Raw genomic sequence first — 24,298 nt, forward strand, 5'->3', positions numbered from 1 at the left:
ATTTTTTATTCCATTTCGTTTTGTATCTATCATATCATCAATAGATTTTTCCGTCAAAAAAAATGTCAAAAAACAGGATGAAAAATTTTTTCAAAAAAACAAAAAAAGTGCTTGCATTTTGCAAGAAAGTATTATATACTAACGAAGTCGGTTGCGGAAAACAACAGAAAGCTAACGCAAACGACATAAATGAATATGGCCAGTTGGTCAAGGGGTTAAGACACCGCCCTCTCACGGCGGAAACACGGGTTCGATTCCCGTACTGGCTATTAGTTGAAAGCAGTTAGGATTTTTATTCTGGCTGCTTTTTTTGTGATTGTTGTACTTCACTTTTTCCTGTTATCACTTTCAAACTTTGTTCTGAGCATTGCATGTAAAAATCTCGTTCTTCCTGTTTATCTGTTTTCTGTATTTTCACATATATTATTTTTGCATTTCTTTCTCTTCTGTTTTATAATTTCCCCTGAAAATACTTAAGATAAGGGGTGACTTCTCATGCATCACAAACGTTCTTTTCGCAGAAAGCTGCAGACGTTTTTTCTTTCTCTGCTGCTTGTTCTGCTGACAGTCGCAGGAGTTCCCTCTGCTGCTTATACAGCTGAGGCTGCTTCTGCTGACACAACAATGGCTGTACACTTTCTGGATGTGGGGCAGGGGCTTTCGATCCTGGTCCAGTCACAGGGGCAGAATCTCCTGTATGACGGCGGTGACCGGGAACATTCCAGTTTCGTGGTTTCCTATCTGCAGAAGCAGAATATCTCCATCATCGACTATATGATCTCCTCCCATTATGACGAGGACCATGTGGCTGGTCTTGTAGGATGCCTGGACAGCTTTTCCGTAAAAAATGTGATCGGTGCAGATTATGTACAGGATACAAAAATCTATCAGTCTTTTGAAAACAGTGTTGCCGCTCAGGGATTAACTGTGCAGCATCCGGAGCCCGGAACGGATTTTGCTTTCGGAGGCGGGAAATTTACAGTTCTTTCTCCTCAATCGATCAGCAGCAACGATAACGACAATTCTGTTGCGATCCGGCTGGAAAACGGAAACAACCATTTTCTTTTTACCGGGGATGCAGAATCTGCCGGGGAGGAAGCGATCTGCAATCTGGGGCTTGATCTTTCCTGCGATGTGATCGTTCCGGGACATCACGGTTCTGCCACTGCCACCACCTGGGATCTGCTCCAGCAGACTGTTCCGGAGTATGCAGTGATCAGCTGCGGCGCCGGTAATTCCTACGGACATCCTCATAAGGATACCATGGATAAGCTTGCTGATATGGGAATACAGGTATTTCGTACTGATGAGCAGGGCACGGTGATCGCAGTCAGCGACGGAAGCAATATCCAGTGGAACCAGAGTCCCTGTAATGATTATTCTGCCGGAGATGAAGCGGATACCGGCACACAGCCTTCCTCCGCTTATAAGGATTCCGGTGCGTCCGGCTATGGATCTTCTGCTTCGGCTGCTGCAGATCCTCAGACCGGAGTGCAGGCTGATCCGGAGTCAGTGGGTGATATGGTCTGGATCTCCGCTACCGGGAGCAAGTACCACCGGATCCCTAACTGTGGAAATATGAATCCGGATAATGCCACAGAGATGACACGCTCCCAAGCTGAAGCTGCAGGGTATGAAGCCTGCAAGAAGTGTTATTAGAAACGTCCGCAGGCTGTCAGGTTTTCTGAATATCATGCAGTATTGACGTAATATGGATAATCTTTGAGAACATTATTTAAGGACAGCTGTATCATAAATTGATATGACAGGCTGTCCTTTTCTTTTACTATTTTATAATATCCTCCGCCGGTTCAGCCGGTACGAAAACTCTCTTCTTTTCTTTTTTCTCCTTTTTTGCTGCCTTGGCCCGCTCGGTAGCCTCCCTGCAGAATTCCATCTGGGAATTTATCAGCGTTTTGCCACGTTTGTCCTGCTTCTCATACAAACCGGAGGGCTGCAGGATATGTGCTTTTACATTGTCACGGAATTCCAGATCCAGCACATGCATGATCTCTTCCTTGATCCGCTCATCTTCCACAGGGAAAACAATCTCCACACGACGGTCAAGGTTACGTGGCATCCAGTCCGCACTTCCCATATAAATTTCATCGGAACCGCCATTGCGGAAATAGAAAATACGGCTGTGCTCCAGGAAATTACCAACGATCGAACGCACGTGGATATTTTCGCTGATACCCGGAATGCCCACCTTCAGGCAGCAGATGCCGCGGATCAGAAGATCGATCCTGACCCCACAGGAAGAAGCATAATATAGCGCTGCAATGATCTCAGGGTCGCACAGAGAATTCATCTTTGCCGCAATGTGAGCCTCTTCTCCCTTTTTCGCATGCTCCGCTTCTCTTTCGATCATTTTTACAAAACGGTCCTTCATCCAAATCGGTGCAACGATCAGGCGATTCCAGCGCTTCGGCTCGGAATATCCAGAAAGCATGTTGAACACAGCAGTTGCATCCTCTCCAAACCGTTCGTCACAGGTAAATATACCACAGTCTGTATAAAGCTTGGCTGTGGAATCGTTATAGTTTCCGGTTGCCAGATGCACATATCTGCGGATCCCGTTTTCTTCTCTTCTCACAACAAGAGTTATCTTACTGTGTGTTTTCAGGCCCACCAGACCATAGATCACATGACAGCCTGCCTTTTCCAGCATTTTTGCCCAGACGATATTGTTTTCCTCATCAAAACGCGCTTTCAGCTCTACAAGAACAGAAACCTGCTTGCCGTTTTCTGCGGCCTGAGCAAGTGCCGCGATGATGGGTGAATTGCCGCTGACGCGATACAGGGTCTGCTTGATTGCCAGTACATCCGGGTCCTTTGCCGCCTGACGCACGAAATTCACCACCGGATCAAAGCTCATATACGGATGATGCAGGAACACATCACCCTCCCTGATCACCTGAAAAATATCTTTATCATTCTGAAATGCAGGCACTGCTGCCGGTTTGTATTTCGGTTCCTTGAACTGATCGTATCCGTCAATACCATAAACCTTCATCAGCATGGTCAGATCCAGCGGTCCGTTGATAAAAAAGATATCATCTCCATGAACCTGAAACTCCATTTTCAGAATATCCAGAAGCCGCGGATCCATCTTATCTTCCACTTCCAGGCGGATCACCTCTCCCCACTGGCGCTTTTTCAGCTGTTTCTGGATCTCAACCAGAAGATCCTCTGCCTCATCCTCGTCAATAGGAAGATCCGCATTACGCATGATCCTGTACGGATGGGCACAGATCACATCATAGCTTAAGAACAGCTTGTCGATGTTGCGCTCAATGATCTGTTCCAGAAGTGTTACGGTTGTATGGCCTTTTTTCTCAGATGGAATGATCACTACTCTCGGAAGTACAGAAGGCACCTGTACAGTGGCAAAATCAATCTCTTCTTTTCCTTTTTTGGTATCTTTTTTGGAAAGAAGTGCTCCGATATTCAACGTTTTATTACGGATCAGAGGAAACGGTCTGGAAGAATCCATTGCCATTGGTGTCAGGACCGGATATACATTGTCTTCAAAATACTGATCCACAAATTCTTTCTGCTTCTCGGAAAATGCCTCGTGCTCAAAGATCACATGAAGTCCTGCTTTTTCAAGTGCAGGGACCAGAGACCGGTTTAATGTACTGTACTGTACGTGAACAAGATCATGTGTCTGCCGGCTGATGGCTTTCAGCTGTTCCTTGGCTGTCATTCCTGCAATATCTGTTTTTTTGTACCCTGCATGAACCTGATCCTTCAGGGATGCAACACGGACCATATAAAATTCATCCAGATTGGATGAGGTGATACTCAAAAATTTCAGTCTCTCAAACAGAGGTAGATTTTTGTCTCTGGCTTCACTGAGCACACGATCATCAAATTTGATCCAGCTCAGCTCTCTGTTTACAAAATATTCCGATTTGTCAAATTCCTTAAATTTCATACAAAAACCTCCTCCGTTATCTTCTTCCCTTCCGTCTCATTACAAGCCGGATTCCAAACACCTCTTCAAAAAATTCTTTTTTATCTTTCAGAAGCCCCAGCTCCAGAGAAACATCCCTTGCGGAATCCACCACCAGGTAAAGGATCCTGTCTTTTAAGGTTACATTAAGCGCTTTTACCTTCTGGTAATGGCTTCTGTCCATAGCATTGGCCAGGCGGAGAATTGCGGTCAGCTTCGCAGTCAGGAGATAATTTTCCCTGCTCATGGATGTTTCACGGTTGATCTCTTTGTAGCAGCCGAATTCTCTGGTATTGTACCTCACCGCACTAGCGATCACCTGCCGCTCCTCTGTGGAAAGACCTATGATCTCCGTAGCCATGATGATCCGGTAAGAGCATTCTGCCACCTCACTCATACTGATATATTTTCCGCAGTCATGAAGAAGAACTGCGATCTGCAAAAGAAGCCGTTCACGTTTTCCCATGCCGTGGATCTTCCTTGTGCTGTCAAAAATATCCAGTGCCACATCGGTAGTTCCTGCAATGTGGTTCTTTCCACTGGAATACCTTTTGGCAATGTTCCTGGATGCCACCAGGATATCATTTTCAAAATTGTGTACACTTTTCAGATATTTGTTTTTTTCCGCATAGTCATAGGCAATCCCGTCCAGAAGAGAAACACCCGGGATCCAGAGTGCTTCTGCCTGAAAGATTTCTATAAAATTTCGGATGATAACCATGTTCGGCACGATCAGAGACGCATATTCCGGTTCCAACTCCATGGATTCGGCAAGGTCATGATCGGACATGTTTACAATGGTCTCGTATTTCTTCAGGAATTCCTCCTTTGTGATGATATTCTCTCCGGATCTGTCCTGAAAGATCGTATCTGTGAGAAAATCTCCCATCAGGATCAGATTGGAGATTTCCTTGTCCTTAAGATAAAGACGTTGAAAGCTTATCAGATCATTTCGGATAAATTCCTCTATCAGCCGGTCATAATGTGGAGTTGTTTTCTCCAGTTCTTTCAGACGTTCGCGGATACGAAGACTTCCCATACGGATACTCTGGGTCAGCACCAGAGCATCTTTATCAAAGAGAGAGATCTGCAGATTTCCTCCTCCGATATCTAGGATCGCCGTCCCCTTCTGAATAGCCTTTTTGAAGCCGGATTCAATGGCAGCAATGGATTTATATCCCAGAAAATGCTGTTCCGCATTACTCAGGATCTCTACCCGGATACCAGTTCTCTGATAGATCTGCTCCAGGATGATCACCGGATTTTCCAGCTCACGGAGAGAGCTTGTTGCACACGCACGCCAGCTTTCTACCCCAAATTCAGCCATCATGCGTTTAAAATCATTAAGGATCTCGCAGAGCTCATCCACAGTCTCCATCTCTAGCCGTCCTGCAGCATAAGTTCCACGGCCCAGCTCCAGCTGGTAACGGACATCATTGATCTCCCGGAAGCCGATCCGCTTTGACATTTCAAAGATCTTCATACTGACTTCATAGGAGCCTATATCAATTGCTGCAAAGGTTGTCACCGCCATAGTTTTTCATCCTTTCCCCCAATACACAGGTAAACTATTTCTTTTTTTCTTCCTCTGTTCCCACAATGTAATCGATAAACTGCTGCGCTGCACGTCCGGTCAGTCCGCCATGAGAGATCTCCCACTGGTTGGCTTTCAGAAGCAGTTCCTCCTCCGGCATGGTAACTCCATAACGAGCTGCCAGTGTACGGACAATCTCCTGGAACTGTTTTTTGTCCGGTTTGCCAAAGTAGATACGGACGCCAAAACGATATACCAGGGAAAGCTTCTCCTGCACGGTGTCGGAGGAATGCAGATCATTGTCATCTGCGATCTCCAGCTTATCTGTGGCACGCTCACGGACAAGATTACGCCGGTTGCTTGTGGCATAGATCAGGACATTGTCCGGTTTTTTCTCAAGACCGCCCTCGATCACGGCTTTCAGGTATTTATATTCGATCTCAAATTCCTCAAAGGAAAGATCATCCATATAAATGATAAAACGATAGTTACGGTTTTTGATCTGGGCGATGACTTCATTAAGATCCTGGAACTGATGCTTATAGGCCTCAATGATACGAAGTCCCTGATCATAATACTGATTCAGGATTCCCTTGATACTGGAAGATTTACCGGTTCCCGCATCACCAAAGAGCAGACAGTTGTTCGCCTTTCTCCCCTGTACAAATGCCTCTGTATTATCAATGAGCTTTTTCTTGGCGATCTCATATCCTACCAGATCATCGATCTTCACATGTGCGATCCTTGTGATAGGCTGGATCTCCACCTTTCCCTCCTCATCGTGACCGATACGGAATGCCTTATGGAGACCAAGCTTGCCAACACCGAAATCTTTATAGAAGGATACCATATCATCCATAAATTCTTCGGTTGTGGTGGCTGCTGCCAGGGTTTTGCTCATCTGACAGATACGGTCACGGATCCTGGTATTAAAGAGCTTGCTGTTCTCATCCGGTGTCTGGTAATCACAGATCACCCTGCAGCATACAGTTCCGAACACTTTATCAAAGACCGTGATGTCAAAATCATACAATTCCTTGAAAATCTGGAAATCATTTTTTGCCAGGTCGTTAATGCTGCCCTTGATCGCTCCTCGTATCTCGCTTGCCATACTGAAAGCGTTCTCATGATTTACCAAAAGGAAGGTAAGATATGTATGCCAGATATTTCCGGAAAAACCGTACATTCCTGCCAGCTCCACCAGCCCGTTGACACTTTTGAAAAACTGGTCTTCTCTTGCCTTGAGTGCTTCTTCATCTGCTTCATAAAGATTAATAAGTTCTGTCATATCGTCCAGTATCTCACCGTTTGAAAATCCACGGTAAAGGATACATTCCTGAATTCTTGCCAACATAATAATTTAACTCCTCTGTATCTTAATAGTTTCCAAGAACACGGAGAACATTCGCCTCCGCCTCGATTCCTCTTAACGCATTCTCCACAGCGCTTTCGCCAAGTTTCCCTGTGAAATCCACGAAAAAACGGTATTCCCAGGATTTTCCCGGAATCGGACGGGATTCAATTTTGGTCATGTTCAGTCCGTTGTAGATAATATGGGAAAGCATGTTGTAAAGAGTTCCGCTTTCATGAGGCAGCTCAAAACAGATGCTGATCTTCCCGGCCTTTTCCTCGTATTCCGGTTTCCTGCTTACAATAATAAAACGTGTAGAGTTTGCTTTTTCTCTGCAGATATTTTCTGCAAGGACCTTCAGACCGAATACCTCACCAGCCTCACGGCTTGCGATAGCTGCCACGCCTTTGTCCCCCACCTCACTGACCTTTTTGGCCGCGCCTGCGGTGTTTTCCACTTCCTTCTTTTTCCAGGAAGGGTTTTCCTCCAGAAATGCCTTGCACTGGGCAAGCCCCTGAGGATGAGAGCAGACTTCCTTGATATCCCCTATCTGTGCATCCGGCATGCCCAGAAGCACATGATCCACACGGATGATCTGCTCGCCTACGATATACAGCTTGTACTCCATAAGAAGGTCATAGATATCAGCCACGATACCTGCAGTAGAATTCTCAATAGGAAGTACCGCATAATCGGCCTTGCCATGGGTTACATCCTCCATAGCTGTCCTCCATGTTTTTACATGGTAGCTTTCGATATTTTTCCCAAAGTACTGCCGCATAGCCGCATAGCTGTAGGCTCCCTCTACACCCTGGAACACAACCGTTGCGTTTTCAAGGGGAACATGCTTCACAGTTGTGAAATTGCGCTCTCCGTAAATCCCATGCTCTGTCAACAGCTGGTACTGTCTCTTACGGCTGATAGCCATGATCTGACGGAAAAGCTCCTGCACGCCGAGGCTGTTAAAGTCCCCGTGGGCCTTGTTTTTCAGCGTATGGATCTTCTGGCTCTCACGTGCCGGATCCAGTACCTGCTTACCGGTTTTTATTTTATATTCAGCGACTTCCTCACTCACCTTCATTCGTTTTTCAAAGAGACGTACAATCTCACTGTCGATCTCATCGATCTCGTCTCTGTATCTTTCCAAATCCGTCATTGGTTTCCTCCGTTATGTTTCCTGATAATTTCTGTAAGATCCCCCAGGAACGCCAGGGAACCAAAAGCAATGATCACATCCTCTTTTCCTGCCAGCTGATAGGCCTCTGCTACTGCGGCTTCGATGTTGTCAAAGGGCCTTACATCAGAATGAAATTCCCGCACCGCATCTGCCAGCTCCTGCGGGGTCAGAGCCCTGGGGTTATCCGGTGCCGCAATCGTCAGGATGGTATCTGCGTATTTTTCTGTTTTCCGGATGACCTTGCGGTAATCCTTGTCACGGAACATTCCCATGATGTAGATGATCCTTTTTCCCTTAAAATACCGTTCAATGGATGCAGCCAGCATGTCTGCCGCTGCAGGGTTATGAGCTCCATCAACCACAAAATCCGGTTCTGTCCCGAGAAGTGCAAATCTTCCCGGCCAGGTGGTACGTTTCAATCCATCCTGTCTCTGGACCAGTGTTGTGGGATATCCCTGTTCATTCAGGATTTCCAGTGCCCGGAGCGCTGCCACCGCATTTTCCTTCTGATAGGCACCTGCCAGGGATATTGTATATTTTTCTCCTTTATAAAGAAAGGTCTGGCCGGTTATGGATGCTTCCAGTACCTCTGCGCTGTCCCGGTCTGCTGCCTCGTATGGCACATTCTGTTCTGCGCATATTCTTCGTATGACCGCCTCTGCCTCCGGCTGCTGCTTTACAGTTACCATATGACTGTTCGGTTTAATGATGCCGGCCTTTTTTTCTGCTATCTCGCCCAGGGTATTTCCAAGAAATGCCGTATGATCCATACTGATGGATACCAGAATGGAAAGAACTGTAGTACTTATAATGTTGGTGGCATCCAGATCACCGCCCATACCAACTTCCATTAATACCAGATCGCATTTCTCATCCCGAAAATAAAGAAATGCGGCTGCAGTTTCAATTTCAAATACTGACGGATGCGGTTTTCCCTCTTTTACGATCTCATCGATCACCTCCGCGATCCTTGTCACATATGCTGCAAATTTCTCTCTGCTGACAGGTTCTCCGTTAACCTCCATCCTCTCTCTGTAGGAATAGACCGCCGGGGAAATATATCTTCCGACCCGGTAACCTGCACCTGATAAAGCGGAATACAGATATGCGATCACAGAACCCTTTCCGTTAGTTCCCGCTACATGAACATACTTCAGTTCATCCTGGGGATCTCCAAGCCGCCTCATCAGTTCTCTCATATTTTCCAGTCCCAGAACAATTCCCTTTTTCAATTCCGCAGCTCTGATGTAGGCACGACTTTCTTCATAATTCATCGTCTGTTTTCTCCTTCCGCATGTGTTGATGATCCATTACTGCTTTTTCACTTTGCAGTAATAATTTTGTTCATTATAACCCACGTGTATATTTTTTTCAAGGCAGGGAAGGCTATTAAAGACGCTTTTCCACGTTAAATATATTTAAAGTCCAGGCGGATATTCGCAGCCCCGCAGGGGACTTTCTTAATTCAGTTAAACTGACATTTTTCCGGAAAGCGCAGGATTTCTGCTGATGAGAAGGAGCTTTAAAATGCAAAAGAAGGATTTTTTTCTGTGTGGTTTTACAGGCTGGTGTCTGGAGATCTTATGGACAGGACTGCACTCTCTTGTCACCGGACATTTTACTATGATGGGCAAAACCTCTCTTCTGATGTTCCCTGTTTACGGACTTGCAGCACTGATCCGTCCGGCTTACTACAAGCTTGCCCGCTTTCCGGTTATGGTACGGGGGATCATTTACAGCTGCGGGATTTTTTTCGTGGAATTTTTAAGCGGATCTTTTTTTCAGAAGCTTCACATCTGTCCCTGGGATTATTCTCATGTTCCGCTTCAGTATAAAGGAGTGATCCGGCTGGACTATGCTCCTCTGTGGTTTTTTACCGGTCTCTTTTTCGAATGGCTTCTTCGACAAAATCCTCGGAAAGTCTCTTGAAAATCTCACAGTTATATTATATGATAACTGGAAGGAATCTTATTTCCAGTAAATAATTGGAGGTACAACATGAGACATTTAATGAGTCCATTGGATTTCTCGGTTGAAGAGCTTGATAAGCTTCTGAATCTCGCCGACGACATCGGGAAAAATCCAAAAAAGTATGCGCATACCTGTGATGATAAAAGGCTTGCGACATTGTTTTACGAACCAAGTACACGTACACGTTTAAGTTTCGAAGCAGCCATGATGAATCTTGGAGGAAAGGTTCTCGGTTTTTCTTCTGCTGATTCCAGCTCCGCATCCAAAGGCGAAAGCGTTGCCGATACTATTCGCGTTGTTTCCTGTTATGCAGATATCTGTGCTATGCGTCATCCGAAAGAGGGTGCTCCGCTTGTAGCTTCTATGTCATCCAATATTCCGGTGATCAATGCCGGTGATGGCGGCCACCAGCATCCTACCCAGACATTAACCGATCTTTTAACTATCCGCTCCCTGAAGGGCAGACTTGACAATATTACCATCGGCCTCTGCGGTGACCTGAAATTCGGCCGTACCGTTCACTCTCTGATCGAGGCTCTGGTCCGTTATGAAAATGTGAAATTTGTTCTGATTTCTCCGGAGGAGCTTCGTATTCCAAGCTATATCCGTGAGGATGTTCTGAAACGCAACAATGTCGAGTTTGTCGAGGAGGAACGTCTGGAGGATGCACTTCCGGATCTGGATATCCTGTACATGACCCGTGTTCAGAAGGAACGTTTCTTCAACGAAGAGGATTATGTCCGCATGAAAGATTTCTATGTTCTGGACAAACAGAAAATGGAGCTTGCACCGAAGGATATGTATGTCCTCCACCCACTCCCACGTGTTAACGAGATTTCTGTTGAAGTGGATTCTGATCCACGTGCCGCTTATTTCAAACAGGTCCAGTATGGTGTGTATGTCCGTATGGCCCTGATTCTTACATTACTGGAGGTGGAACTGCCATGTTAAACGTAGGTGCTCTTCGTGAGGGTTATGTTCTGGATCATATCAAAGCCGGCAAGGCAATGACGATCTATCATGACCTGAAGCTGGATAAGCTGGACTGTACGGTTGCTATCATCAAAAATGCCCGCAGCCAGAAAATGGGAAAAAAGGATATCATCAAGGTTGAATGCCCCATCGAGGATCTGGATCTGGATATCCTTGGTTTTATCGATCATAATATTACCGTAAATATCATCAAGGACGAAAAGATCGTTGCAAAGAAAGAGCTGAAGCTGCCGAAGCAGGTTGTGAACGTGATCAAGTGCAAGAATCCTCGCTGCATTACTTCCATCGAGCAGGGACTGGATCAGATTTTTGTTCTTGCAGATGAAGAGAATGAGGTTTACCGGTGTAAGTATTGCGAGGAGAAATATAGAGGTAAACGGAATAAATAGAGTTCATATGAGCATGATTAACAAACGGACGCGTCCGGTCCCCGCTTCGATATTTGGCTGTTTCGGAGCCTAGTAATACTAAGCCTGCGAAAGACTGCTAAAAACATTTTCTAAAATCATGAACTCGCTCCTGACGTCGCTCAGACAGCATGATTTTGAAAAATAACGCAGTCTCCCGCAGACCAAGTATTACTACGGCTCCTGCAAAGGCCTGAATATCGAAGCGGGAACCGAGCGCTGTGTTTTCATAGATTTTGAAATGGTGGGCTCCTGCTCATTGCTCCTCTGTTTTTTATTGTTGACTTTTTGTGTTAGATATTTTATTCTTTTAGAAACAGATTTGCATTTCCGGAAAGGATTGTCTGTATTACATTTTTTAGTTTTTCTATTTTTATTCTTATTATAATCTACCGATTCTGGTATTTTTTCATTTTATCAAGTTTACATACACATAGCTGTTGCGCAAAGGAAAATGTATTGTCTGTTTTTATTTTTTCTGTTATATTGTAATCAGACAATTTCTTTCTGATTTCCTTTTGCAGGAAGGATTTTTTATGACACAGAAAGAAATGATTACAAATGATAAAATCGGTTCTGCAACTGTATTTCAGCATGAAGATACGGTTCTAAAGACTGCCGCTCAATTCTTTGCCGAGGAGCTGATTCCTTATCTTGGCATTGATGGAAAGGTTGTATCTTCTGCTCCTACAGAGTCCATTGTTCTTAATCTTAAGAAATTCTACGAAGATATCAATCTCATCATGGAAGATGGTACGTGGAAACACTTTGAATTTCAGAGTAAGAATGAAGGGATTCCCGGTTTGAAGCGTTTTCGATCCTATGAAGCTGTGACCAGTTATCAGTATAGCGTTTCTATCACCACATACGTTCTTTATTCGGGAAATATCCGAAATCCGGTCACTTCATTTACTGAAGGAATAAATACTTATCGTATTATTCCGATCATAATGAAGAATCACAATGCAGATAGGCTGATTGAAACGCTGAAAGAGAAATTTTCCTCTGAAGACATTCTTACAAAGGCTGATCTCGTTCCATTAACACTTATCCCTCTGATGGATGGTCAACTTTCTCAAAAGGAACGGTTCCTTCAGGCATTCTCTCTGACCGAAAATACAAAAGATATTCCATCGGAAGATCTGCAGAAAATCGAGGCGATGCTCTATACTATGGCAGATAAGTTTCTTGAAAATGATGATTTTGAACATGTAAAGGAGTGTATTCGTATGACACGTTTGGGTCAGATGCTGTTTAATGATGGTTTTAATGATGGTTTCAACAATGGTTCCCAGAAAAAGCAGCTTGAAATTGCCAGAAATCTGATAGGAAAACTCAGTGATACTTCTATCGCTGAAACTACCGGTTTGTCTTTGGATGTGATTTTGGAGCTGAAAAAAGAAAAAACTATGAAACTATAAAAAGCTGTCATTCTTTATCAAAAAAGCAACTGATATTTCACAGATCAGATCTGCAAAATACAGTTGCTTTTATTATGTGCTTATTATCATACACAGTCAGACCGATAAGCCGGGTTATGTCGTTGGGTGATCATCTATCTAGGCCTTCCGTTGCCAGAAGGCTCCAGCGACCTACCTGAAAGCACGACGGGCCGCCGTATGGCTTTCTTCTCGGTCTTGCTTCGAATGGAGTTTACATGTGCCCGCTCTGTTACCACAGCGGCGGTAGTCTCTTACACTGCCTTTCCACCCTTACCCCGCAAAACGGGGCGGTTTATTTCTGTTGCACTGGTCTGGGAGTTACCTCCACCGGACGTTATCCGGCATCCTGCCCTGTGAAGCCCGGACTTTCCTCGTCTGGACCCTTTCGTCTGTCCAGCCGCGATCACCTGGCCTGGCTGCGCATCTGCTATTTTAACACAGGTGTATAGACTTGTAAAGTTGGAATTTTCTTGGTCTCCTATGTCTTTTACATGGAAATCCATCCAAATGCATTTGCCACAGAACTGAAAAGAATGATCGCCGCAAAGATTGGGCAAAGATACTGGATCATAAAATTAAAGATTCTTTTTCTGCGGAAAGTACCACCTTCCTGCAGTACTTCCTCTTCAATCTTCTTTGTACCAACTACTCTGGATATCAGAAGACAGGTAGCAATCGCTGCGATCGGCATCATGACAGAGTTCGTCAGGAAATCAAAGAAATCAAGGAACTGCATTCCAATGATCTTAACACACGCCAGAGGACCATAGCCAAGAGAAGAAAGACTTCCGAGAACAACCATGATAATTCCGACAAATACTGTTGCCTTCTTGCGTCCCCATTTCAGTTCATCCTGAAAAGTAGATACTGCACTCTCAGTCAATGCAATAGAACTGGTCAAGGCTGCACAGAGAACCAGTACAAAAAACAGGATTCCAACCAGAGTTCCAAATCCCATGCTTGCGAATACCTTCGGAATCGTAATAAACATCAGTGCCGGTCCCGCCTGTAACGTATCCGGATCTCCACCGGAGAATGCAAACACAGCCGGAATGATCATCAGACCTGCCATCATTGCGATCGCTGTGTCAAAAATTTCTACATTTTGTGTAGACCCTTCAATAGATACATCCTTTTTCATATAAGAACCAAAAGTTACCAGAATACCCATCGCGATCGACAGAGAATAAAACATCTGTCCCATTGCCGCAACCACTGTCATCCAGGAGAAGTTTTTGATATTTGGTATCAGAAAATATTTCACACCTTCCAGTGCTCCTGGCCTCGTTACCGAATAAATGACAATGACCACAGACAAGAATACCAGTATCGGCATCATTAATTTGGAAACTCGTTCCACGCCATTCTGCACACCTGCATAAATGATCACCAGCGTAAGCAGTGTAAAAAACAGGAAACAGGTTTCTGTAGAAAATCCATCCGCTATAAAAGCAGAAAAATATCCGTCTTCAGCAAGAGTCTGACTGCCTCCCTTTACATACTCCACCAAGTATTTAATTACCCAGCCACCGATCACGGAATAATACGGCACGATCAGAACCGGTATGATCGCATTGATCCAACCGCCCAAAGACAGCCACTTTGATTTACCAAAAGTTCCAAACGCACCTACCGGACTTTTCTTTGTCATACGTCCCAGAGCTGTCTCTGCCACGATCATAGAATATCCAAAGGTCAATGCCAAAATGATATAGATCAGTAAAAAAATTCCACCGCCGTACTTTGCCGCCAGATAAGGGAATCTCCATATATTCCCAAGCCCTACCGAAGCACCAGCTGCAGACAGTACAAATCCAATCTTCCCGGAAAATGTACTCCTCTCATGTTTATGTTTCTCCATAATTCTTCCTTTCCCGTCACATATTTGTTTTTTGTATTCTTTATGTCTTCTCAATTTCCGCTCATATGATAATACCATGCTTTTATCCCTCAGGCAAACAATATATTAAAAAAATACAGAGCCTATATTTCCTGAATTACTGTTCACTCCATTCTCAGTAACACGCTTCGCGGTGCACAGAATTTATGCTAATCACATAAATTCGCGCAGTATGGCTCGGGTTTTCTGTGACCTTCGCTCACAAAAAACACCTCGCGGAATATTACCAGTAAACAGTAATTTTCCTGTTCTGCATCCCACAACCATACTCTCCGCACATTTTATATTTTTCCTGCCAGCTGGATGCACCAGCCTGGGGGAGAGGATATCGGTTTGGGCTGCTGCGGAGGAGGGGTGATAACTACTTGGGCTGCGGGAGTCGGCGTTATTGCGGCAGGGTCAGCTGTCTGAGCCAACGGCGAGTTCTGGCCCTGCCGCAATGCTTTTAGCCGACTCACGGAGTCCTAGTAGTATCCCCCGACGGAGTCCCTGCCCGGACCGATATCCTCTCCCCCAGGCGTCCGTCGTCCGCCATCCGCCATCCATCATTCTGCTTCCACCACTTTCCCCAGCAGTATCCCCCCTACGCAACCATCCACTCTGACGTTATCGTCCAAACATTCGTTCGTAAATTAATTTCCTACCGGATCTCCAACGTCCACTCCCGCCGATCCACAACCTCACCGATCACCCCAGCCTGCAGACCAGCCGCATCCAGCCGCTTCATGATCTCCGGCACATCCCTCTCCGGAACCGCCGCCAGCAATCCCCCAGAAGTCTGCGGATCAAACACCAGATCCTCCCGCCAGAGCTCTGCCACACTTTTCACTCCGGTTTTCTCAGCAAACTCCCGGTTCCTGTAAGCCCCACCCGGAATCAATCCCATAGAAGCAAACTCCTCCACATCCGGAAGCACCGGCAGCTTCTCCGTATCGATCACAACCGTCCGGTCACTGGCCACAGCCATCTCCGTAGCATGTCCCCCAAGACCAAACCCCGTCACATCCGTACAGGCATGAACCTCAAACTCTTTAAAAACCTCACAGGCATCCCGGTTCAGTTTCTTCATGGAAGCCAAAACCGCCTTACGTGCACCTTCCGTCACCAGATCCGCCTTGATCGCCGTATTCACGATCCCCGCACCCAGCGCCTTCGTCAGGATCAGCTTATCTCCGGTCTGCGCTCCAAAATTCTTCCAGAACTTCCTCGGATCTACAAAACCCGTCACACTGAGCCCATACTTTGGTGTATCATCCTGGATCGTATGGCCACCGGCAAGAACCGCACCAGCCTCCATCACCTTATCTGCACCACCACGCAGGATCTCCCCGAGAATCTCCACATCCATATCCTTCGGAAACGCCACAATATTCAAAGCCGTCTTTGGAGTTCCACCCATAGCATATACATCACTCAACGCATTGGCCGCCGCGATCTGCCCGAAATCATAAGGATCATCTGCCACAGGCGTAAAAAAATCCAGTGTCTGGATCAGCGCCAGATCATCACTCACCCGGTAAACTGCAGCATCATCCGAAGTGTCCGTTCCAACCAGAAGATCCGGATCACAGAACTTTGGCAGCCCGCCAAGAACTCCCGCCAGAGTCCCCGGTCCTACCTTAGCTGCACAGCCACAGTTTGGAGCCAGTTTTGTCAATTGTATTTTTTCTTTCATGATCATTTTCCCTTTCCTTTAAGTCCTGTAAATCCCGTCATCCATCCGCAGCACCACAGAGGACTTTAACTTTTCCGATTCACACTCAAAAGGCTCCACACACCACAGATCCTATGCACAGAGAAATCCTAATCTTCTCATCTTTGTGCCAACCGATATCTGCATTGCATAGAGCCTTATATCTACACATAGCTTTTTTTATTCATACAATTAATTTATACATTAAAACAACTACCGCCAATAAACTCCCTCAGAAGCGAATTAAACGGAACACCCTCACTGGGCACCGGCACAAAATAATCCAGGAACTTCAAAAGCCGCTTCGCCTCCTGATACTCCGGTTCACTCTTGTCAATTCCAAAAAGCAGCGGTTCCGCATAAACCTTCAGGCAGGCAAGCTCATACACAAGAGCTGAATTAAACATCACATCTGCTTCCTCCTGGAACGGAAAAATATTCTGCTCCTCGCCTCTCCGTACAGAAGGCCACCTTGCAATGGTATCCTTTGCGGAAGTTCCACGTGTACGTGCATCACGGACAATTCGGCGTATCAGTCTTCCATCCGTTGTGGGGATCCGGTTATGCTCATCAATGTTCAGCTGTGTCAACGCACTGATATAGATCTTAAACTTACTCTCTTTTGGAAGGGCATAACTCAGCTTGTCATTAAGCCCGTGAATGCCTTCGATAACCAGGATATCATCTTTTCCAAGCTGAAGCTGGTCTCCCCGGTATTCCCTGCATCCGGTCTTGAAATTAAATGTAGGAAGATCCACGGTTTTTCCCGAAAGAAGATTCAGCATATCTTCATTAAACTGCTTCGTATCAATGGCTTCCAGACACTCATAATTCTTTTCTCCGAATTCATCCAACGGCGTATGTTCACGATCCACAAAATAGTTATCCACAGCAATGGGATGCGGCTTCAGACCATGAGCAGAAAGCTGAATAGATAATCTGTGAGAAAAACTGGTCTTTCCGGAAGAAGACGGACCTGCGATCATTACGAACTTTACATTGCCCCTTCTCCGGATCTCCTCGGCAATCGAAGAAATCTTGGCCTCATGGAGTGCCTCCTGGATCAGCATCAGGCTCTGCACACCTTCTCTTGTGATCCGGTCATTGAGATCTCCTACAGTGGCAACATCCAGCTTATCGCCCCACTCTTCCGATTCCTTCTGCACATGGAAGATCTTATCCTGGGGTTCAAAAGGCTCCAGCACATCCGGGTTCTTCTGTCTCGGAAGAATCAGCACAAAGCCTTCATCATAAAGCTGCAGATCAAAATACTTCACATAGCCGGTATCTGGTGCCATAAATCCGTAAAAATAATCCTCGAAATTTTCCAGGCTGTAAATATTCACTCTGGAAACCCGCCGATAACGGAACAGCTTTTCTTTATCATACATATGATGCCTGTGGAACATGGAAACGGCATCATCCGTGCTGACACTGCGTTTGCAGATCGGAAGCTTCCGGTCTACCAGTTCCCGCATCCGCACTTTTACCCGGTCAAGAAGCTCCTGATCCAGGGTAGCACTGCCTTTCATAGTAAAATAAAGAGCATTTCCAATAGAATAATGGATCACAACATGATCCACATTCTCTTTTCCAGCTACATCAAAAATTGCCTTCAAAAGAATAAAGATCGCACTTCTCCGATAGGTTTTTCGACCGGCACTGTCCTTTGCGGTTATAAATCCCAGTGTACAGTCATGCTGAAGCTTCTTGTGAAGCTCACGGAGCTTTCCGTTCTCAGTCACAAGGATCACCGGATACTCTGTTTTGCCCTCATAATCCCTTATGATCTCAGAATACGGTGTCATTTTGGGGTATTCCCTTGTTTCTCCGTTTATGGTCACTTTAATCATTGTCTGTTCCATAACGATCCCCTCCACAGGCTTATATATTTATACAGCTGCCCGATTTTTCGGACAGCCATGTGTTTCACAATTCATTTTTCCGAAACGGATAATCGTATTCCGTCCCACTACATATTCATGAATACAAACACTTTTTTGCAATCCGCTTTTACAAAACAATATATGGATTTTTCACACTGGCGCAGGTTGTCTTAAGCGCAGGGAATGCCGCATTCAGCTCCTTCTCCATAGCTTCCGCAAAAATATACTCCGTACCGTAATGTCCGGCATCTACAATCGCCAGACCATCTGCCATAGTATCAATGGCAGTATGATAATCAATATCTCCGGTCACATATACATCCGCACCGGCGGCCATTACATCACCGATCATACTCTTTCCGCTTCCTGTACAGATCGCCACAGTCTCGATCTTCCGATCCAGATCACCGTAAACCCGCACATCCGGAAGATGATTGCATTCTTTTACATATTTTCCAAACTCACCAAGAGTCATAACATGGGGAAGCTTTCCCACTCTTCCGAACCCCTCCGGCTGCTCCCCGGATCCATCGGTAACTGTAAGCACCCTTGTATCCTGAAGCTTCAGATGCTCTGCACTTAAATCTGCCATTCCGATCACATCATAATTGGTATGCATGGCAAAATACGGGATATCCTCCTTTATCAGACGGAGGATCTTCCTTCCGGTAAAGGTATGATTGTTGATCTTTTTGATCCCGGAAAAGATCATTGGGTGATGGGTAAGGATCATATCCGCACCAGCAGCCACCGCCTCATCCAACACCGGTTCCGTAAGATCCAGCGCAAGAAATACATGGGAAATCTCTTTCTGGTCATCTCCCACCAGCAGTCCCACATTATCCCAGTCCTCCGCAAATTTTTGCGGATGGTGCTCATTCAGCCATTCGATCAGTTCATATGCTTTCATATCGTTTCAGAGCTGTATGGATCAGCTCCATTTCCTCCTTTACTTCTGCCAGACGAGTTTTTGCGGAAACAGACTCTGCCCCGGAAAGACCGGCAAGTATTTTCTTACGAATCATTTCCTCCCGGAGAAGATACTCTTTAAGGACCGGGTGACATTTTTTCAGAAGGAGAGGTCCAAACCAGGCCTCTTCCTCTGTGTAAACAGACTTTTCTCCCGAATTGTTACGTACCGCTTTCATCATAGGATAAAATTTTCCGTCTTCTTTTATCATTTCTTCCCTTACGATCTCCCAGCCGATCTCAGAAAGAAAATGCCGGAAATGAGGAAGGTCCGACTGAGGCTGCAGGATCAGTTCCTGAAACCCCTCCCGGACCTTCGCTCCATCCTTTAATATCCTTTCCATCAGAGGACCACCCATTCCCGCGATCACCAGGGTATCACCTTCTCCTGGCTCAAGCTTCGCAAGCCCGTCGCTCAAACGGGTCTCTATGTAATCTTCAAGGCCATAACGGGTAATATTCTCCCTGGCTCTTGAAAGCGGTCCCGGGCGTACATCCATGGCAATGGCTGACGGAACTGTTTTTTCACTGACAAGCCAGATCGACAGATAGCCATGGTCACATCCTACGTCTGCCAGCCGGTTTCCTTTTGTTACCATACCGGCAATGGCACGAAGACGCATGGAAAGCTGTACGGATATATTTTTATCAGTCAAGATAATCCTTCAGCTTGCGGCTGCGGCTGGGATGACGCAGCTTGCGCAGAGCTTTTGCCTCGATCTGACGGATACGCTCTCTTGTGACATTGAACTCTTTACCAACTTCCTCCAGAGTTCTGGCACGTCCGTCGTCCAGTCCGAAACGGAGGCGGAGAACCTTCTGTTCACGGTCAGTAAGCGTACTTAAGACTTCTACCAGCTGCTCCTTCAGAAGTGTAAATGCAGCTGCATCTGCAGGTACCGGAACATTATCATCCTGGATGAAATCGCCAAGATGACTGTCTTCCTCCTCACCGATAGGAGTTTCCAGAGATACCGGCTCCTGAGAGATCTTAAGGATCTCACGTACACGGTCTACCGGCATGTCCATCTCCTCAGCAATTTCCTCCGGCGTAGGTTCACGTCCAAGCTCCTGGAGCAGCTGACGGGAAACACGGATCAGCTTGTTGATAGTCTCAACCATATGCACAGGGATACGGATGGTACGTGCCTGATCTGCAATGGCTCTTGTGATAGCCTGACGGATCCACCAGGTTGCATAGGTACTGAACTTGTAGCCTTTTCTGTAATCAAATTTTTCAACAGCTTTGATAAGGCCAAGATTTCCCTCCTGGATCAGGTCGAGGAACAGCATCCCACGTCCAACATAACGCTTTGCAATGCTGACAACAAGACGGAGATTGGCCTCTGCCAGACGTTTCTTGGCAGCTTCATCCCCCTTTTCCATTCTCTTGGCAAGCTCGATCTCCTCATCTGCACTTAACAGACTGACTTTACCGATCTCTTTCAGGTACATACGGACCGGATCCTCGATGCTGACACCTTCCGGTACAGAGAGGTCGATCTTATCAAGCTCTACCTCTTCTTCATCTTCCATCCCATCCATATCCATATCGTTATCAAGGAGGAGTTCGTCACCGCTATTTTCTGTGATACGGAGAACGTCCACACCGCTGGCCTCCAGGAAGTCAAAAACCTTCTCCATCTGATCCACTTCCAGTGGAGAGTCCTTGAAAAAGTCGCTGATCTCCTGATATTCCAGCACATTCTTTTTCTTTTTTGCAAGTTCAAGAAGCTCTACAAGTTTCTCGCTGAATTTTGCCATATTCATTTCCATAGGTGCTCTATACCTCCATATAGTGTTTATATTTTATCCTTAATTGAAAGAAATATGCAGCTGCTGCCTCTTTCTTCCAAGGTCTTCCAGTTCTTTTTTTGCTTTTATCAGTTCCTGAAGCCCGGCCATGTCTGACGGGTCCCAGGTACGGTTTTTTTCTTTGAGGCTTTCTTCCTTGATCCGCAGCAGCGCATCGGAAAAAGCCCTCTGCTGTTCTCCTTCGTTTTCCAGATGGATGGTGGCGTTAAAAAGAGATGCCACCTCCCGCTGCTCCTCACTGTCTGTAAAGGCGTTGAGAAGCTTTCCCGGATTGGTCTCTCCCTCCTTATGCTGTTCAAACAGCATCTGGGCTACCTCTTTATACAGCGGTACCACAAAATCGGAAGGGGAAATGTATTTTTCCACCTGTTCAAAAATACCCGGATAATTTACAAGCCAGGTCAGCATCAGCTTCTGTGCTTTGTCTGCGGCGGATTCCTTTTTCTTTGTTTCCGGAGTCCCGGACTTTGGCTGGATCCGTTTCTCTGCAGGCGTTCCCTTCAGAGCCAGCGTGTTGACCCTTTTCCGGATATCCTCCGTGCCCACTCCATAGCGGCCGTATTCCTTTACAATGGCTTCTATATAAAGATTCCTCTCCAGTTCATCGGAAAGCTCCAGAAGCATCCCGGCACACCGCTCAAAAAACTGATTCTGTCCCTGGGGTGCATCCATGGCAAATTCCTGTTCCGCAATATGTACACGAAACATAAAGCTGTCCATGGCCCGGTTCAGACGTTCCTCAAAGGCCTCCGCTCCTTCATTCTTGATGAACTCGTCCGGATCCTTCCAGGGCTTCAGGCTTACTACCCTGGACGTGACTCCCGCCTCCCGCAGGATCGGAATCGCACGAAGTGCCGCCCGGATCCCTGCACCGTCACTGTCATAAAGAAGCAGGACTTCCTTGGTGTAACGTTTCACAAGGCTTGCATGTCCGGAGGTCAGTGCAGTTCCAAGCGACGCCACTGCATTGGTAAAGCCTGCCTGATGCATGGCGATCACATCCATATATCCCTCACAGAGGATCAGATAATTCTTCCTGGTGGTCCTGGCCACATTCAGCCCGTAAAGATTCCGGCTCTTATCAAAGATCTTCGTCTCCGGTGAATTCAGGTACTTGGGCTTGCCATCTCCCATGACACGACCTCCGAAACCAATGACCCGGTTGTTTACATCCATGATCGGGAAGATCACACGGTTCCAGAACTTATCATACATACCTCGCCGCTCATCTACATTGAACAGGCCGGATTCCCTGAGAAGTTCATCACTGTAGCCCTTCCCCTTAAGATATTTGTACAGATCATCACTATACTTATCCGAATATCCAAGACCGAATTTACGGATGGTTTCCTCGGAAAGACCTCTTCCTGTCAGATATCCGTAAGCCGTCTTTCCGCCTTCTCTCCGGAGCTGATAATAAAAGTACTGTGCTGCCAGCTTGTTGATCTCCAGAAGATTTGCTCTCTGTTCTGCTTTTTCTCTGGCTTCTCTGGAATACTCGATCTTCGGAAGCTCTACCCCTGCCCGGTCAGCCAGATGTGACAGCGCCTCACCAAACGAGTAATTCTCATATTCCATGATAAAATTGTATACGTTTCCTCCTGCCCCGCAGCCAAAGCAGTAATACATCTGCTTGGATGGTGTTACGGAAAAGGAAGGGGTTTTCTCATTATGGAAGGGACACAGCCCAAAATAGGAACTCCCCCTCCGTGTCAGTTTCACATACTGGGATATCACGTCTACAATGTCATTTTTCATTCGGACTTCTTCTATGATGTCATCTGAATAACGCATGCTTATCCCTCTTTTCCATTTAATAGACCTCCCAGGCTCTCGGTATATAGATCTCCCTGAATTTCTCCATGGAATACTGATCCGTCATTCCCGAAATATAATCACATACTGCCTGTTCCTTAGGTACTCCCCGGTATTCCACCAATTCCCTGTATTCCCGGGACATTGCCTCCGGATGGTCAGTATAATATCCGTACAGTTCACTCAGCATCTGGATCACTTTATCCTCTTCCTTCCTGGCAACCGGATTCTCATAGACATTCCGGAACATCAGCGCCCGAAGCTCCATCATCGCCTCAAAAACATCCGGCGACATGGAGATGCTGTCTTTCCCCATACTGTTCTCTATAATATTATGTACGAAAGTATTCAGCCGTTCTCTCGTGGTATAGCCCAGAAAAGTTCTCATTGTGACAGGAATATCATCTTCTGTGATGATCCCTGCCCGCTGGGCATCGTCCATATCATGGTGGATATAGGCGATCTTGTCAGAAAAACGTACCACCTGTCCTTCCAGTGTGAAAGGATTTCCGCTGGTGCGGTGATTCATGATCCCATTTCGGACTTCCCAGGTAAGGTTCAGCCCGTTTCCGTTCTTCTCCAGTACTTCCACAACCCGGACGCTCTGCCTATAGTGTGCAAAGCCACCCGGATGTACCTGATCCAGTGCTCTCTCTCCTGCATGTCCAAAAGGCGTATGCCCCAGATCATGTCCCAAAGCGATTGCTTCCACCAGATCTTCATTTAGGCGAAGTGCCTTGGCAATAGTCCGGGCGATCTGCGATACCTCCAGTGTATGTGTCAGCCTGGTACGGTAATGATCTCCCTGTGGTGCCAGAAACACCTGTGTCTTATCCTTCATACGGCGAAAAGCCTTACAGTGAAGGATCCTGTCTCTGTCTCTCTGATACGTTGTCCGCACATCGCATTCCTCTTCCGGGTGCTCCCGGCCTCTGGTATCTGCGCTGTGAGAAGCATAAGGGCTCAAAAGCTCCCGTTCTCTCTGTTCCATGCTCTCTCTGATGTTCATAAGCATTTCCTCCACAGTCTGACAAACAGCGGCGACAAAATACCCTCTGTTAATTATATTCTACACAAAACCACAAATTCCTCTTTTCTGAAAAAATAATTCAAAAAATATTGGAGTTACGGTCTGATCAGCCCTTAAGATGTCCAAAATTATCCTATTGTATATGAAACGAATACAAATATATCACGCAGATCTTCCCATTTCAGCTTCTCACCAGTGCAGGCATGCAATAATTTACTTTCATATAGCCAAAAACAGAGCTGCAATTCACAGCTCTGTTTTAAAGTCATGCGGAAGATGGGACTTGAACCCACACAAGCGCAATGCTTACAAGATCCTTAGTCTTGCTCGTCTGCCAGTTCCGACACTTCCGCATAT

Annotated in this window: 18 protein-coding genes, 2 tRNA genes and 1 other RNA gene; 6 read left to right on the forward strand and 15 right to left on the reverse strand. The window is 46.1% G+C overall.

What is annotated here, in order from left to right; genetic code table 11:
* Positions 1 to 197: 197 nt before the first annotated feature.
* A tRNA-Glu gene (locus tag DMI82_RS00545) sits at positions 198 to 269 on the forward strand.
* A gap of 226 nt (positions 270 to 495) precedes the next feature.
* Positions 496 to 1,659: a ComEC/Rec2 family competence protein gene (locus DMI82_RS00550; protein WP_110102018.1), complete on the forward strand. Its 1,164-nt coding sequence runs from the start codon at positions 496 to 498 to the stop codon at positions 1,657 to 1,659.
* 127 nt (positions 1,660 to 1,786) lie between these two features.
* Here DMI82_RS00550 and DMI82_RS00555 read toward each other — a convergent pair whose 3' ends face one another.
* Genes DMI82_RS00555 through DMI82_RS00575 form a run of 5 tightly spaced genes read right to left on the reverse strand, consistent with a single transcriptional unit; the run spans position 1,787 to position 9,294 of the window.
* On the reverse strand, positions 1,787 to 3,940 hold the full coding sequence (locus tag DMI82_RS00555; protein WP_110102020.1) for an RNA degradosome polyphosphate kinase: 2,154 nt from the start codon (positions 3,938 to 3,940) through the stop codon (positions 1,787 to 1,789).
* Positions 3,941 to 3,956: 16 nt separating this feature from the next.
* A complete protein-coding gene (locus tag DMI82_RS00560) occupies positions 3,957 to 5,492 on the reverse strand; it encodes a Ppx/GppA phosphatase family protein (RefSeq protein ID WP_021650327.1) in 1,536 nt (511 codons plus the stop codon).
* 34 nt (positions 5,493 to 5,526) lie between these two features.
* Entirely contained in the window at positions 5,527 to 6,843 is a 1,317-nt protein-coding gene (locus tag DMI82_RS00565; protein ID WP_044960616.1) for an ATP-binding protein, read from the reverse strand.
* Positions 6,844 to 6,868: 25 nt separating this feature from the next.
* Positions 6,869 to 7,999 carry a prephenate dehydratase gene (gene pheA / locus DMI82_RS00570; protein WP_110102022.1) on the reverse strand — a complete coding sequence of 377 codons (1,131 nt, stop codon included), beginning with the start codon at positions 7,997 to 7,999 and terminating at the stop codon, positions 6,869 to 6,871.
* Positions 7,996 to 9,294, reverse strand: a complete 1,299-nt coding sequence (locus DMI82_RS00575; protein ID WP_021650330.1) for a bifunctional folylpolyglutamate synthase/dihydrofolate synthase — start codon at positions 9,292 to 9,294, stop codon at positions 7,996 to 7,998. Before DMI82_RS00575 ends, pheA begins: the two co-directional genes overlap by 4 nt.
* A gap of 253 nt (positions 9,295 to 9,547) precedes the next feature.
* Here DMI82_RS00575 and DMI82_RS00580 point away from each other — a divergent pair, with 253 nt between their 5' ends.
* The 4 genes from DMI82_RS00580 to DMI82_RS00595 all read left to right on the forward strand — a co-directional run bounded on the left by DMI82_RS00580 (position 9,548) and on the right by DMI82_RS00595 (position 12,812).
* Complete coding sequence (locus DMI82_RS00580) at positions 9,548 to 9,949, forward strand: putative ABC transporter permease (protein ID WP_022426606.1); 402 nt, start codon at positions 9,548 to 9,550, stop codon at positions 9,947 to 9,949.
* 69 nt (positions 9,950 to 10,018) lie between these two features.
* Positions 10,019 to 10,942, forward strand: a complete 924-nt coding sequence (gene pyrB / locus DMI82_RS00585; protein WP_022426605.1) for an aspartate carbamoyltransferase — start codon at positions 10,019 to 10,021, stop codon at positions 10,940 to 10,942.
* The gene (locus DMI82_RS00590; RefSeq protein WP_015525765.1) at positions 10,936 to 11,373 is read left to right on the forward strand and encodes an aspartate carbamoyltransferase regulatory subunit; all 438 of its coding nucleotides are present in this window, start codon (positions 10,936 to 10,938) and stop codon (positions 11,371 to 11,373) included. The genes pyrB and DMI82_RS00590 overlap by 7 nt, the downstream gene beginning before the upstream one ends.
* Positions 11,374 to 11,927: 554 nt before the next feature.
* Positions 11,928 to 12,812, forward strand: coding sequence for a hypothetical protein (locus DMI82_RS00595; protein ID WP_173722576.1), 885 nt, complete (start codon positions 11,928 to 11,930; stop codon positions 12,810 to 12,812).
* A gap of 89 nt (positions 12,813 to 12,901) precedes the next feature.
* Here DMI82_RS00595 and rnpB read toward each other — a convergent pair.
* From rnpB to DMI82_RS00645, 10 genes are all read right to left on the reverse strand, one after another.
* An RNA gene (gene rnpB / locus DMI82_RS00600) (RNase P RNA component class A) lies at positions 12,902 to 13,252 on the reverse strand.
* 68 nt (positions 13,253 to 13,320) lie between these two features.
* Positions 13,321 to 14,694 (reverse strand): sodium-dependent transporter, encoded by a 1,374-nt coding sequence (locus tag DMI82_RS00605; protein ID WP_092069463.1) that lies wholly within the window; start codon positions 14,692 to 14,694, stop codon positions 13,321 to 13,323.
* Positions 14,695 to 15,373: 679 nt separating this feature from the next.
* Positions 15,374 to 16,414 carry a selenide, water dikinase SelD gene (selD, locus tag DMI82_RS00610; RefSeq protein ID WP_110102024.1) on the reverse strand — a complete coding sequence of 347 codons (1,041 nt, stop codon included), beginning with the start codon at positions 16,412 to 16,414 and terminating at the stop codon, positions 15,374 to 15,376.
* A gap of 209 nt (positions 16,415 to 16,623) precedes the next feature.
* Positions 16,624 to 18,291, reverse strand: a complete 1,668-nt coding sequence (locus tag DMI82_RS00615) for a nucleoside kinase (protein ID WP_173739874.1) — start codon at positions 18,289 to 18,291, stop codon at positions 16,624 to 16,626.
* A gap of 148 nt (positions 18,292 to 18,439) precedes the next feature.
* Entirely contained in the window at positions 18,440 to 19,222 is a 783-nt protein-coding gene (locus DMI82_RS00620; RefSeq protein WP_092069324.1) for a Nif3-like dinuclear metal center hexameric protein, read from the reverse strand.
* Entirely contained in the window at positions 19,209 to 19,937 is a 729-nt protein-coding gene (locus DMI82_RS00625) for a tRNA (adenine(22)-N(1))-methyltransferase (protein ID WP_227573898.1), read from the reverse strand. The genes DMI82_RS00620 and DMI82_RS00625 overlap by 14 nt, the downstream gene beginning before the upstream one ends.
* Positions 19,930 to 21,057, reverse strand: coding sequence for an RNA polymerase sigma factor RpoD (gene rpoD / locus DMI82_RS00630; protein ID WP_021651146.1), 1,128 nt, complete (start codon positions 21,055 to 21,057; stop codon positions 19,930 to 19,932). The genes DMI82_RS00625 and rpoD overlap by 8 nt, the downstream gene beginning before the upstream one ends.
* A 39-nt stretch (positions 21,058 to 21,096) precedes the next feature.
* The gene (dnaG, locus tag DMI82_RS00635; protein ID WP_110102026.1) at positions 21,097 to 22,890 is read right to left on the reverse strand and encodes a DNA primase; all 1,794 of its coding nucleotides are present in this window, start codon (positions 22,888 to 22,890) and stop codon (positions 21,097 to 21,099) included.
* 19 nt (positions 22,891 to 22,909) lie between these two features.
* Entirely contained in the window at positions 22,910 to 23,920 is a 1,011-nt protein-coding gene (locus DMI82_RS00640; RefSeq protein ID WP_015525757.1) for a deoxyguanosinetriphosphate triphosphohydrolase, read from the reverse strand.
* A 289-nt stretch (positions 23,921 to 24,209) separates the two neighbouring features.
* Positions 24,210 to 24,294 (reverse strand) — tRNA-Leu (locus DMI82_RS00645).
* Positions 24,295 to 24,298: the final 4 nt, after the last annotated feature.

This window comes from Blautia sp. BCRC 81119, assembly GCF_003184505.1.
GTDB lineage: Bacteria > Bacillota > Clostridia > Lachnospirales > Lachnospiraceae > Blautia_A > Blautia_A fusiformis.